This window comes from Gaetbulibacter aquiaggeris (assembly GCF_044003965.1).
GTDB classification, from domain to species: Bacteria; Bacteroidota; Bacteroidia; order Flavobacteriales; family Flavobacteriaceae; genus Yeosuana; species Yeosuana aquiaggeris.
This window is the reverse complement of record NZ_JBAWKC010000006.1, coordinates 176591-189742: the sequence shown is the minus strand read 5'-3', so window position 1 is coordinate 189742 and position 13152 is coordinate 176591. Positions and strand designations below refer to the sequence as shown.

Annotated in this window: 11 protein-coding genes; 1 reads left to right on the top strand and 10 read right to left on the bottom strand. The window is 32.7% G+C overall.

The window, feature by feature from the left end; translation table 11 throughout:
* The first annotated feature begins 202 nt into the window (after positions 1-202).
* Positions 203-703, top strand: coding sequence for a hypothetical protein (locus V8G56_RS15815; RefSeq protein WP_395439431.1), 501 nt, complete (start codon positions 203-205; stop codon positions 701-703).
* On the opposite strand, the gene V8G56_RS15810 is transcribed toward V8G56_RS15815, so the two are convergent.
* The 10 genes from V8G56_RS15810 to V8G56_RS15765 all read right to left on the bottom strand — a co-directional run bounded on the left by V8G56_RS15810 (position 704) and on the right by V8G56_RS15765 (position 13038).
* On the bottom strand, positions 704-934 hold the full coding sequence (locus tag V8G56_RS15810; protein ID WP_395439436.1) for a DUF6095 family protein: 231 nt from the start codon (positions 932-934) through the stop codon (positions 704-706). It abuts the gene before it with no gap.
* The gene (murQ, locus tag V8G56_RS15805) at positions 924-1742 is read right to left on the bottom strand and encodes an N-acetylmuramic acid 6-phosphate etherase (protein ID WP_395439430.1); all 819 of its coding nucleotides are present in this window, start codon (positions 1740-1742) and stop codon (positions 924-926) included. Before murQ ends, V8G56_RS15810 begins: the two co-directional genes overlap by 11 nt.
* Positions 1743-1869: 127 nt before the next feature.
* Positions 1870-2685, bottom strand: a complete 816-nt coding sequence (locus tag V8G56_RS15800) for a DUF4249 family protein (RefSeq protein WP_395439429.1) — start codon at positions 2683-2685, stop codon at positions 1870-1872.
* Between the two features lies 1 nt (position 2686).
* On the bottom strand, positions 2687-5062 hold the full coding sequence (locus tag V8G56_RS15795) for a TonB-dependent receptor (protein WP_395439428.1): 2376 nt from the start codon (positions 5060-5062) through the stop codon (positions 2687-2689).
* Between the two features lie 68 nt (positions 5063-5130).
* Positions 5131-7350: an NADP-dependent isocitrate dehydrogenase gene (locus V8G56_RS15790; protein WP_395439427.1), complete on the bottom strand. Its 2220-nt coding sequence runs from the start codon at positions 7348-7350 to the stop codon at positions 5131-5133.
* Between the two features lie 863 nt (positions 7351-8213).
* Complete coding sequence (rplS, locus tag V8G56_RS15785; protein ID WP_331633970.1) at positions 8214-8564, bottom strand: 50S ribosomal protein L19; 351 nt, start codon at positions 8562-8564, stop codon at positions 8214-8216.
* 205 nt (positions 8565-8769) lie between these two features.
* The gene (gene trmD, locus V8G56_RS15780) at positions 8770-9447 is read right to left on the bottom strand and encodes a tRNA (guanosine(37)-N1)-methyltransferase TrmD (RefSeq protein ID WP_395439426.1); all 678 of its coding nucleotides are present in this window, start codon (positions 9445-9447) and stop codon (positions 8770-8772) included.
* 311 nt (positions 9448-9758) lie between these two features.
* Positions 9759-11408: a SulP family inorganic anion transporter gene (locus V8G56_RS15775; protein WP_395439425.1), complete on the bottom strand. Its 1650-nt coding sequence runs from the start codon at positions 11406-11408 to the stop codon at positions 9759-9761.
* A gap of 75 nt (positions 11409-11483) precedes the next feature.
* Entirely contained in the window at positions 11484-12365 is an 882-nt protein-coding gene (locus V8G56_RS15770; protein WP_395439424.1) for a hypothetical protein, read from the bottom strand.
* Positions 12366-12399: 34 nt separating this feature from the next.
* On the bottom strand, positions 12400-13038 hold the full coding sequence (locus V8G56_RS15765; RefSeq protein ID WP_395439423.1) for a tRNA (guanine-N1)-methyltransferase: 639 nt from the start codon (positions 13036-13038) through the stop codon (positions 12400-12402).
* Between the last annotated feature and the right edge of the window lie 114 nt (positions 13039-13152).

Genomic DNA, 13152 nt, shown 5'->3' with positions numbered 1-13152 from the left:
TGGGAGAGTAGGTCGTTGCCTTTTTTGGAAACCCTTCATATTTATTTATGAAGGGTTTTTTGTTGTTATTTACTTTCAATATATATCCTTTAATACATAACAATCATTTGTTATTAATTACTATGGCATAAGGTCTATTTATGATTCAGACTAATCTTTCCACTAATGTATATTTTCATTTTATTTGTTTAAATTCGCTTACATGAATGACATTATAGTATCTACTTTAAAAACTTTAAATAAAACCAATCAAATTATTTCTATTTTAAATAATGATTTGTTATGCAATGCAACAATACCTCCTTATAGGTCGAGTATAGGTTCTCATATTAGACACATATTAGATTTTTATGACTGTATTTTAAACAGGGCGTCTGAAGCTTATATTGATTTGACATTAAGAAGACGGAGCGTACTTGTTGAAACCAATTGTACTGAAGCATTAAAATATTATAAGGCCATTACAAGTAAACTGAACAACATTACTTATAATTTTGAAGATGAAATCTATGTGATTGATGATCTGGGTAATGGAAAAATCAAAATTAGGTATACTATAGGGGCTTTGTTTGCACAGGCAAATAGCCATACCATTCATCATTACGCTATTATAAATTATATAATGAACGGATTGGAACTTGAAATTAAAGATACTAGCTTTGGATATAATCCTACGACACCAAATAAAATCTTAATCGGTTAATTAATTTTTGTTGAAAATACTATTCATGATAGTATTAATGCCCTTAAATATTAAGTAAATAGCAAGTATAGCGATTAAACATCCCACAATAAGAATCGGAATGTAAAGCGGCTTTTCTTTGTTGTTGAAAGCAATACTCAACATAATTGGCGCCATAAATATAGCTAACAAAGAAAAAAACATAATTTTTATCCCTTTAAAAAGAAGGGGTCTGTCCGTTTTATGACTCATCATTAAATTTTTTTATAGAATTACGCACATTGCCGTATTTATTCAATAATTTCTGAGCTTCTTCCTGTGTAATATCTAGTTCATTCATTATCATTTTAACACCTCTGTCAACTAGTTTATTATTGCTTAATTGCATGTCAACCATTTTATTTCCTTTAATATGACCAAGTTGAATCATGGTAGTGGTCGTAATCATATTAAGAGCTAATTTTTGCGCTGTTCCTGCTTTCATACGCGAGCTACCGGTAACAAATTCAGGTCCTACAATAATTTCTATAGGAAATTTTGCAGTTAAAGACAAGGGGCTTTTATGATTACAGGTAATACAGCCGGTTGAAATATGATGTTTATTACATGCCTCTAAAGCTGCAATAACATAGGGAGTAGTACCTGAAGCGGCAATGCCTACCACTACATCTTTTGTAGAAATGTTATGTACTTTTAAGTCTTCCCACCCTTGTACAATGGAATCTTCAGCAAATTCCACGGCTTTTCTTATAGCTGTATCCCCACCTGCAATTATTCCTATGACTAGTTCATGAGGGACTCCAAAAGTTGGTGGACATTCTGAAGCATCCAAAATACCTAATCTTCCACTGGTTCCTGCACCAATGTAAAATAATCTACCTCCTTGATTAAGTTGATGAACGATGACTTTAACTAATTTTTCAATTTGAGGAATGGCTTTTTCCACAGCAACCGGTACCGTTTGATCTTCGGCATTTATATTTATCAATAATTCAATGATATTCATCTTTTCAAGATGCTCATAATTTGAATCCTGTTCTGTAGTTTTAATAAAATCCATAACTCAAAAATACATCTTTTTTAGTTTGATTCATTAAATGAGATCTTTGTTATACCTCTTTTTAAACAAATTCTTAATATTTAAATCAAGTTGTAATTAATTTTTATAATATGAGAACTGATCAGTATTACAGGACAGTATAAATCAATTCGTCTACTTCAGAAGCTCTGAAATAACCTAATGGATAATTTTCCGGATTGGTTTGATTGATGCAATTGCCTCTTACCGTAGCTGGTTGTGTTTCAAAAGGTCCACCACCTTCTTGACTGTTTTGTTGTAATAAAATAAACATATAATTATAAAATTCTTTAGAAATTCCATAATTGCGAATAGTGACAAGGTCTCCTGAAGCTAATTCTTCCTCTGTATAAAATCCGAAAATTTGATTTCCATTGGTAAATTCATCTTTATAAACTTCTAAACTTGGAATGACCGGAATATCACTTATGAATTCAAAAAAATTGTAATTTTCTTCATCAACGGGATCAGTATAATAAGCCTTTAGCTCTGTTTCGTTTCCTGAAAAACCTCCTTCATTGTTTTGATCAACGTATTCTATACTAGCAACAGATTTCAGAGTTTCTGAGGCCGTATAGGTTTCTCCATCATATATAATTGTTAAGTAATAGGTTTCATTTAAGACAGGAAAAAATATTGAATTTTTATAAATTCCGCTGAGTCCTTCTTCAGTAAAAACAAAAATGTTATTACTGGTATCAGTAATTTCAACTTGGGCTCCATTAGCTGGTGGTACGGACTCATCAAAATAAGGTGCTGTTAATGTTAATTTTATTTGTTGTTCGTTGCCATTGGTTCCTTTGAACCAGTTAATGGAAGCATCAATAACGAGCCTTGGGCTTTCATTTGGAACATTTAATTCTATGACATCTTCACATGCCGTTGTGAAGAGTATAAGGATAGTTATATAGACTAATTTTTTCATTTTAAAACTTAAAATTATAGGATACTGATGGAACAATGCCAAATATAGAAAGCTTTATAGCTTCATTGACACCTGTATTTCTGTTTTCTCTAAACGTAATAGAGGAGGCATTTTTTCTATTATATATATTATAGACTCCAAATACCCAATAACTTTGATAGCCATTTTTCTTATTTGGTTTTGGAGTATAACTTAGGGATACATCTAAGCGATTATAAGAAGGTAGTCTACTTGCATTTCTGTCACTAAAATTGGCTATAGTAATGCCATTATATTCATATTGTCCAACAGGATAGGTTGTTGGTTGTCCTGTTTGAAATAAAAAATTAGAATTAAGTTCCCATTTATTATTTAATTTATAATTGGTGGTCACAGATATATCATGAGTTTTATCATAAGGTGTGAAATACCAATTACCATTGTTAATACCTAGTTCAGAAGCTGTTCGGCCTTTTGTTTGTTGCTGTGACTTTGAAAGGGTATAAGCCACCCAACCATTCAGCCTTCCCTGATTTTTTCTAAATAAAATTTCTAAACCATATGCTCTAGCATGGCCATTTAAAATAACTTGTTCAATTGCATCATTGGCAATTAAATCAGCGCCATCAATATAATCAATTCTGTTTTTTATTGTTTTATAAAAGCTTTCTACTTCTAAGGAATAATTATCGTTTTTTAAATTTTTAAAATAACCAATAGCAAATTGATCTAATAATTGGGGTTTCACGTATTTTCCACTGGGAGCCCAAACATCAAGCGGTGTAGGAGAACTCGTATTTGATAGTAAATGTAAATACTGACTTAACCGGTTATAGCTTCCTTTAATAGAAGTGTTTTCATTGAGTTGATAAGAAACTGAAAATCGAGGTTCCAGATTATGAAAAGTTTTAATAACATGACCTCTTTTGAACGATTCTGTCCCAATAGGATCTGCTTTTTGATAAATTTGTAACTCATTATTAAAAACTACCGCTTCATCATTTTGATAGATATTTAGTTCATCTTGACCTAAACGTAAAAATGAACTTAAACGCAATCCGTAAGACAATTCAATTCTATTTGAAAGGCGCTGTTCCACATCTAAATAAAGAGCATTTTCAAACGCATACTTATCAATCAGTTTGTATGAGTTAATACCTGAGGTTTCAGTGGAAGGTTCAATTTGTCCAGGATTGAATTTATAATAAATACTGTTTAAGCCATAGAATAGCTTAAAGTTATTGTTTAAATAATGTTTAAAATCATACTTGAGGTTAAAATTTTGAATGCCAGAATTCCATTTGAACTCAACAAAATTAAGTTTTAAGCCGTAATAATAATCGGAATAAATTAATGATAAATTGGAGAATAATTTATCAGAGAATAAATGATTCCATCTAAAGTTTAAAACGGCATTTCCGTAAGTATTTTCAAAACTATCAGAAATACTAAACACATCTCTGCCAAAATATCCTGATAAGTAAATATTATTGTTATCATTGAGTTTATAGCTCAACTTGGTATTTAGATCATAGAAATACGCAATATTTTGATTGTCAAAAAGAGGTAAAAACAAATGCGCATAAGAAGATCTTCCGCCAAAAAGGAAAGAACCTTTTTCCTTTTTAATAGGACCTTCAACCAATAGACGACTTGCTACTAAGCCAATCCCTCCGGTAGCATGAAACTCATTACTGTTACCTTCTTTTTGGTAAATGTCTAATACTGAAGAAACACGTCCGCCATATCTTGATGGAATACCTCCTTTATACAATTTAAGATCTTTTATAGCATCTGGATTGAATACTGAAAAAAATCCGAATAAATGTGATGAATTGTAAATAGTCGCCTCATCTAAAAGTATTAGATTTTGATCTGCAGCGCCGCCCCGAACATTAAAACCTGAGGAACTTTCACCCGCATTTGAAACTCCAGGCAATAAGGTAATAGCTTTAATCACATCAGGTTCTCCTAATACAACAGGTAATTGCTTTATTGTTTTGACAGTTAATGAATTAACACTCATCTGTGCATTAGAGATATTCAATTTCTCAACGTTTTCAATAATCACAACCTCATCTAGACTTTCAATAGCCTCGTTAAGTTGAAAATTTTTAGAGATGTTATTGGTTAGATCAATTCTTTCAATAAGGTTATTGTAACCTAAATAGCTAATTACAATTTCGTAGTTCCCTTTTGGAAGCGTAATAGAATAAAAACCATATTCATTGGTGGTGGTACCTGTTTTTAATTCAGGTATAATGATATTAACTCCTATAAGCGTTTCATTATTTTGCTTGTCAGAAATGGAGCCACTAAGTGTAAATTTTTCCTGTGCCTGTAAACCGTTGATATTTAGGAGCCAACCCAAACAAATAAAGGTCAATATATATTTCATTAATTAGCAATTTTTTGACAAAACTATAAAAAAAAAAGCCCCAATAAAGGAGCTTTAACTTTAATTTATTATTCAATTCTTGTCAGAATATTATTAAATGTTTTACTCGGTCTCATGCTTTCGCTTACCAGCTTTTCATTTGGAAAATAATATCCTCCAATGTCTACAGGTTTTCCTTGAGCATTATTTAATTCCTTGATAATTTTTGCTTCATTATCTTCCAAAAGTTTGGCTACCTTACTAAAACTTTCTTTTAATTGCTTATCTTTTGTTTGTAATGCTAAGGCTTCTGCCCAGTAAACAGCTAAGTAAAAATGACTTCCTCTGTTATCTAATTCTCCAACATTTCTAGATGGTGATTTTTTGTTATCTAAGAATTTATCGGTTGCTTGATCCAGGGTATCCGCAAGGATAAGCGCCTTTTTATTATTATTATGTTCACCCAAATATTCTAAAGACACGGCCAATGCTAAAAACTCTCCAAGAGAATCCCAACGCAAATGACCTTCTTCTAAAAATTGCTCAACATGCTTTGGAGCAGAACCACCAGCCCCCGTTTCAAATAATCCGCCTCCATTCATCAAAGGCACAATGGAAAGCATTTTTGCACTGGTACCAACTTCTAATATTGGAAATAAATCTGTTAAGTAATCACGTAAAACATTACCAGAAACCGAGATTGTGTCTTTGCCTTCTTTAAGTCTTTGGCAGGTAAAAGTAGTGGCTTCAACTGGAGATAAAATTTTTATATCTAAACCTTTGGTATCGTGGTTAGGTAAATATTTATTTACTTTTTTTATTAATTCTTTATCATGTGCTCTCTTGCTGTCTAACCAGAAAATGGCGGGTGTATTCGTAGCGCGCGCTCTCCCTACGGCAAGCTTTATCCAGTCTTGAATGGGGGCATCTTTAACTTGACACATTCTCCAAATATCGCCAGCCTCCACAGTATGCTCCATTAATGTTTTTCCTGAAGCATCAATCACTTTTACAATACCATCCGCTTTAATTTCAAATGTTTTGTCGTGTGAACCGTATTCTTCTGCTTTCTGGGCCATTAACCCAACATTTGGAACGGTTCCCATGGTAGTAGGGTCAAAGGCACCATTTTCTTTACAAAAATCAATTGTCGCTTGATAAATACCAGCATAACTACTATCAGGAATAACAGCTTTAGTATCCTGTAGTTTACCTTCTGCATTATACATTTTTCCAGAAGTACGAATCATAGCTGGCATTGATGCATCTACTATGACATCACTTGGGACATCTAAATTAGTAACACCTTTTTCTGAATTTACCATGGCTAATAAAGGTCCGTTTTTTAAAGCCAAAGCAATATCAGCTTCAATTTCTTCACGTTTAACTTCTGGTAGTTCTTGTATTTTAGATAATAAATTGGCAAAACCGTTATTTGCGTCTACTCCAATACTTTTAAAAACAGAGGCGTGTTTTTCAAAAACGGAAGCAAAATAGACCTTAACTGCGTAGCCAAAAATAATAGGATCAGACACTTTCATCATGGTGGCTTTCATGTGTAAAGAAAACAACACATTTTTTGCTTTAGCATCGGCTACTTGTTCTTTTAAAAATTCTAATAACGCTTTTTTGCTCATTACCGTAGCGTCAATAATTTCATCTTTTTGGATCGCTAAATTATTTTTTAAAATAGTTTTGTTCCCATTTAAGTCTGTATGTTCAACCTTGATAGTGGTGGCAGCCTTTAGAGTAATAGATTTTTCATTATGAGCAAAGTCCCCTTTGGTCATAGTGGCTACATGAGTTTTTGAATTTTTACTCCAAGCTCCCATGCTATGTGGATTTTTCCTTGCATAATTCTTTATAGCTTTTGGAGCACGTCTATCTGAATTGCCTTCTCTTAAAACTGGGTTTACGGCACTTCCTTTTACTCTGTCGTAAGCTGTTTTTATCGCAATATCTTCATCAGTTGTTGGATTATCAGGATAGTTGGGTAAGGCGTAACCTTTTGATTGTAATTCTTTTATTGCTTCCTTTAATTGAGGAATGGAGGCACTTATATTTGGTAATTTTATAATATTAGTATCAGGTTTTTTAACAAGTTCACCCAATTCATTTAAGGCATCCGGTACTTTTTGATTTTCTTGTAATAGTTCTGGAAAATTTGATAAAATTCTACTGGCTAGAGAGATGTCTTTAGTTTCAATAGTAATCCCTGAAGATTTGGTGAACGCTTTTATTATAGGTAATAATGAATGTGTTGCTAAAGCAGGAGCTTCGTCTGTTTTTGTGTAAATAATTTTTGACATTTTTAAGTCTCTATTTAAATTAATATGCTTTGAGAAAATCAAAAAAAAAATCTATTATTTTTTTGCTTTGCGAAGATACAAAATTAGACTTTTTAAAAGGAGCTTATTAGTACATGAAGTTTTATAAAAGCATGTATTTTTTGAAATAATAAGGTGTTAAAAAAAAGAATGACCTAATTATAGAAATTGCAGAAAATATTATAAAAAACAAAAGCCATATCACTATAGAATTTAATCTACTCTGACATGGCTTTCTTTGAAATAACTTTACGTGATCTATTTAACATTGCTGCTAAATCAATTTAACTTTCGTCAAACCTTTCAATTCAAGTTTTTTGTTATTTCAATGAAACATTCTGTGATGTAATTTTCAATATGCATTGACGTATTACCAAAATGTCTCAGTTTAATTGTTTTTTTTGATACTATCAATCTTCCTTTCGTTTTCACGTTGGGTTAATTTCTAGTATTGCCCTCATTTAAGCATTCACTTTCGATTCTGCTCTTTTTAAAGCTTTCAACCGCACTAGTTGCCAGCTACTTTCGCGTCTGGGACTTTTTACAGTGTCATGATTCTCTGCTCACACACGCTTACACGTGGCACATCCAAATCTCAAAAAACAATTATTATAAAGAACGTTACTTCATATAGAATTTAATACTAATTCACTTTTGAAATGAAAACAGCTTGCACTGTTATTAAATTCTTTAGCTAAGATAATTTTTAGATTCAAATAAACAAATTTTGTAAGGTGTTAGATATTAACTTTTTATAAACCAGGTTTATTAACAATTGTTCATAAAAAAAGCCTTGAATAGTTTCAAGGCTTTTTATTGATCTGTCAAAGAATAAGCAACTCTTACTAGTGTCTTCTTTCTTTGATTCTTGCTTTTTTACCTGTAAGATCTCTAAAGTAGAAAATACGTGCTCTACGTACTTTACCTCTTTTGTTCACTTCAATTTTTTGTAATGCTGGTAAGTTAACCGGGAAGATACGCTCTACACCAATTGTTCCAGACATTTTTCTAATTGTAAAAGTTTCAGTAGATCCTGATCCTCTTCTTTGTATTACTACACCTCTAAAAAACTGAGTACGCACTTTTTCGCCTTCTCTAATTTCATAGTAAACAGTAATTGTATCTCCAGCACCAAACTCTGGAAAGTCTTTTTTTGCTACAAACTCGTTTTGTACAAATTTTACTAAAGATTCCATATCTTTAAAATTAAATGGTTGATTCAGAACAACATTCACGATTTTCGCCAGAGGTTAACCCGAAATTGGGTGCAAAGATAATTAATAAATGCTAATCCACAATTATTAATTTAATTTTTATGGTGTTTCCTTTTGCAATGCAAAAGGTCAGGCTATACACTTTATCTTTTGTTTCACAAAAGGATGCCGCTGCTATCCTTAACACTTAATCATCCAACAAATCAGGCCTGCGTTCTTTGGTGCGTCGATAAGCCTGTTCTTCGCGCCATTTTTCAATCTCTGGGAAATTACCACTAAATAATAACTCAGGCACTTTCATGCCTTTATACTCTCTGGGTTTGGTGTATATGGGTGGTGCTAATAAATTATCTTGAAAGGAATCCGTTAGGGCAGATGTTTCATTGCCTAACACACCAGGAATCAATCTTATGATAGCATCGCAAAGTACGGCTGCTGCCAGTTCACCGCCAGATAGCACATAATCACCGATTGAAATTTCTCGGGTAATAAAATGGTCACGTACCCGTTGGTCAACCCCTTTGTAATGCCCACAAAGGATAATGATATTTTTTTTCAGTGATAATTGGTTGGCAATACCTTGTTTTAAGGTGTCACCATCTGGCGTCATATAAATGACCTCGTCATATGTGCGTTCAGCCTTTAAGGCAGAAATACATTTATCAATAGGCTCAATCATCATAACCATACCAGCGCCACCACCAAATTGGGTGTCATCAACAGATTTGTAATTATCAGTGGTATAATCACGCAAGTTGTGAAAATGGACTTCTACTAAATTGGCTTCTATGGCTCGTTTTAAAATAGACGCTTCAAAAGGGCTTTTTAGTAATTCTGGTAAAACGGTGATAATATCAATGCGCATGGAAATGTTATATAGGTTGCAAAGATAATGGAATTGTTGCTGAGTTTGAAGAAAGTATTTTTAGAGGTGTCGTTTAACGACCTGCTAAACGCAGTTCTGGTTTGCGAATGAAAAGACAATAAATTTAAGTAACAATGATTTGAGAATTTGACAGGTGAAAATTATTACATCTCAAATCAATGGTTATCGACTAGGTAGCGCAGCTACCGCTAGTTGTTAAATTTATTAGAATGGGAAATTAAAATTTAAATAGTTTCTTGCCCATTCTTTAAATTCTCCTAATTTTAGATTTATGCGTAAAATATGGTAGTTTATTTATGTTCACTTGCCTTTTCAATCGCTTCTTTAATGTCCTTTACTACCAATGTTTTGTCTAAAATGGAGAACATGGCATTCTTTTCGAAATCATTTATTAATTCTTCTCTAATGCCTGATAAGATGACTTTTATGCCTCTTGATTTGTATGATCTAATGATTTCTTTCAAGCTCTGATACCCTGTAGCATCAATTAAAGGAACATAACGCATTCTTATAATAATCACTTTTGGTTGTAAATTTGTATTGATTACTGTTTCCTGAAACTGGCGGGCAGCCCCGAAAAACAAAGGGCCATTTATTTCATATAACAAGACATCTTTTGGCAAATCTAAAAGTTCATCATCAAACAGATTTTCATTATTAAAATTTTCTGATGAAATATTTTGAATTTGAATAGATTCACTCATTCTTTTCATAAACAGAAAACTGGAAAGCACTATTCCTATTTCAATAGCTATCACCAAGTCAAAGATGACTGTTAGGAAGAAAGTGGTTAATAAGATAATAATATCCATTCTATTTCCTTTTAAAATAGATCTGAATTGCCTCCATTCACTCATATGATAGGCTACAACCATTAAAATTCCCGCCAGACAGGAAAGCGGGATTAACTTGGCGTAAGGAGCAAACAAGAGCATGATGGCTAATAATACCAAGGCGTGAATAATGCCGGCAATGGGCGTGCGCCCTCCGTTTTTAACATTGGTAGCTGTTCTTGCAATAGCCCCAGTAGCAGGAATTCCGCCAAATATTGAAGAAACAATATTAGCAGTGCCTTGTGCTATTAATTCCATATTTGAACGATGTTTTCCACCAATCATAGAATCAGAAACAACCGCAGAAAGAAGGGATTCTATACTACCTAATAAAGCAATGGCAAAAGCAGGCTGGATTAAGGACTTTATGGTTTCATAATCTACATTAGGAAAGGATGGCAGACTAAATTTATTTGGAATTTCTCCAAAGTTACTTTCAATAGTATCAACTGGGATTTCAAAAACTTTCACCAAAATGGTTGATAATAAAATGGCGATAATGGAGCCAGGAATTTTTTTTAGTAGTTTTTGAAAAAATAAAGTGAGAATGATGGTAACTACTGCGATAGCGATGGCGTAGATATTGATTTTGTCAAAATTTTCAAAATAAACAACCCATTTATCTATAAAATCAGCAGGGACTTTGTTAATGTGCAGGCCAAAAAAATCATTAATTTGTGATGAAAAAATAATTAATGCAATGCCACTGGTAAACCCTACGATTAAGGAATAGGGTATATACTTTAATAAATTTCCAAGACGCGCCAAGCCGAATCCAATGATTATAATGCCGGCCATGAATGTTGCGATGGTCAATCCATTGATTCCAAATTCTTGAACAATGCCATAAACAATGACAATAAAGGCGCCGGTAGGACCTCCTATTTGGACCCGGCTGCCCCCTAAAGTTGAAATTATGATTCCGGCAATGATTGCCGTAATGATTCCTTTTTCAGGTGAAACGCCAGAAGCAATGGCAAAAGCAATGGCGAGAGGAAGTGCCACTATGCCTACTATTAATCCAGAAAGAATATCCTTTGAAAGTGTTCCTCGCGATATTCCTTCTTTTAAAAGTGAAAATAATTTGGGGATAAATTCATTTTTCATTTTCTGTTGATCGACTGTGAAACGAAGTTAGTTATTATTTCACACAAAGTCATTCAGGCGTTGTGAACATTTTATTTATAATTTAAAAACAGAATAGGTTCTTGACCACTCCTTAAATTCCTTTGGTTTAAGGCTTATATGTAAAAATAATTCAGGGCAAATAACATGAGGAACGCCCCACAGGTTAATGGCATTGGTTTTAAAATCACCTGTTTCACTCATTCCAAGGTTTAGCTTCTTGTTAATTAATGTCCATTGCGCCATTACTAATTCATTGCCCGATAAATTGCTAAAAAAGAAATCTCTATTTGGAGCCGCATGAAACATGATAGTGTCTTTGCCTATAATTACTTTATTTTCCGGATTAACGGTTTCAATAAATAATTCAGGCTTTATTTCAAAGGGAAAATTTAATTGGTAATCAGTTCCAATGGACTGGTTATTAAATAATAAAAAATTATGGACATACTCATTGGTGATGATTTCATGATTGCCTATATTTTCAAGATAATAATTGATTTTAAAACCGCTCTCAATGAGTTCAATTTCTTTTTTTAATTTATAAGCATAGCCCATTAACAAAGGTGACGTGCACTCCATAACTATTTTTGTTGTGGAATATTCTGCCTCAAAAGATAAAGGCTTAACCTCATAGATATTTTTAAAGTAGTAGGGGCTATTTGTTTTTTTTAATAAGCCAACACCTATTTTATGAAACCAATCTCCAACAGGGGTATTTTCAAAATTTAAAGGTAAATCAATTCCAAATTCATTATAAAAAGCTTTACCTGTATTTTGGTCTGCATCCTTGTTGCCTGTTTCAAAGCCAGACAAACAAATGCCCTCATATTTTAAACTTGCAATCTTACCGCAATGATCAAATCTGGGGCCTTGATAATTTTCTGTTGGAAAATCTACCAATAATTCAATCTGGCTGTTCTTAAGTTTAACAGGCACTTATTAAATGAGTTTATTAAAGAGCAAGCAATGTTTATTGCTTATTATTTTTTGTAGATTTTTGTTTATTTAATTCGTCCTGTAACTGGCGTCTCACTTTTTGCTCACGCTCTAAAGCTGTTTTTCTGTGCTCTTCAAATTCTTCTTCCATCTCTTCAAGGGCACGTCTAGCATCTTTAGTCACAACATTACTGTTGTTAAATTTATAGATAAAGAATAATAGGAAGGCTAATAATGCAAAGATAATAGTCCACAATAGCGCATTATAGCCTGTTTTACTGATTTGAATTCCAAATAAAGACATGCTGTTTTTTTCAGATTCAGTTTTATCTAGATCTCCCTGAACATTAGTAAGGTTAGCCTTTAACTCAGTTATTTCTTTGGATTGATTAAGTACAATGGCTTGCGTATCTAATAAGTCTTTATGAACGGCTTTTAACGAATCAAGCGTATGTGCCTTTAACTGAAATAGCCAATTAATTTTAGTGACCTTATATTGTTGTCCACGTTCATCTCTCCAGCCACTTGATTTTTGAATAACGTATTCAAACTGATTATTAATAGTCCCACTATCTAATGAAAGAGTTTCTTCTTCCTGAGTTGATTGTGCAAAAGAGCTAAGTGTCCCTAAAAAAAGACATATTAAAACAGCTAATGATTTTATGTAATTCATGTTAGAATTGGTTATGTTAAACTATTATGTTACGAAGTTAAAAAATAATGTTAAGTAAAGTCCTTAAAAAGTAACAAAAAAGCCCCAGTTAATGAGGCTATATTATATACGAAA

Bases quoted from the DNA above. Each gene is read 5' to 3' on its own strand.
- V8G56_RS15815 (WP_395439431.1), top strand. From the start codon at position 203: ATGAATGACATTATAGTATCTACTTTAAAAACTTTAAATAAAACCAAT.
- V8G56_RS15810 (WP_395439436.1), bottom strand. From the start codon at position 934: ATGAGTCATAAAACGGACAGACCCCTTCTTTTTAAAGGGATAAAAATT.
- murQ (WP_395439430.1), bottom strand. From the start codon at position 1,742: ATGGATTTTATTAAAACTACAGAACAGGATTCAAATTATGAGCATCTT.
- V8G56_RS15800 (WP_395439429.1), bottom strand. From the start codon at position 2,685: ATGAAAAAATTAGTCTATATAACTATCCTTATACTCTTCACAACGGCA.
- V8G56_RS15795 (WP_395439428.1), bottom strand. From the start codon at position 5,062: ATGAAATATATATTGACCTTTATTTGTTTGGGTTGGCTCCTAAATATC.
- V8G56_RS15790 (WP_395439427.1), bottom strand. From the start codon at position 7,350: ATGTCAAAAATTATTTACACAAAAACAGACGAAGCTCCTGCTTTAGCA.
- rplS (WP_331633970.1), bottom strand. From the start codon at position 8,564: ATGGAATCTTTAGTAAAATTTGTACAAAACGAGTTTGTAGCAAAAAAA.
- trmD (WP_395439426.1), bottom strand. From the start codon at position 9,447: ATGCGCATTGATATTATCACCGTTTTACCAGAATTACTAAAAAGCCCT.
- V8G56_RS15775 (WP_395439425.1), bottom strand. From the start codon at position 11,408: ATGAAAAATGAATTTATCCCCAAATTATTTTCACTTTTAAAAGAAGGA.
- V8G56_RS15765 (WP_395439423.1), bottom strand. From the start codon at position 13,038: ATGAATTACATAAAATCATTAGCTGTTTTAATATGTCTTTTTTTAGGG.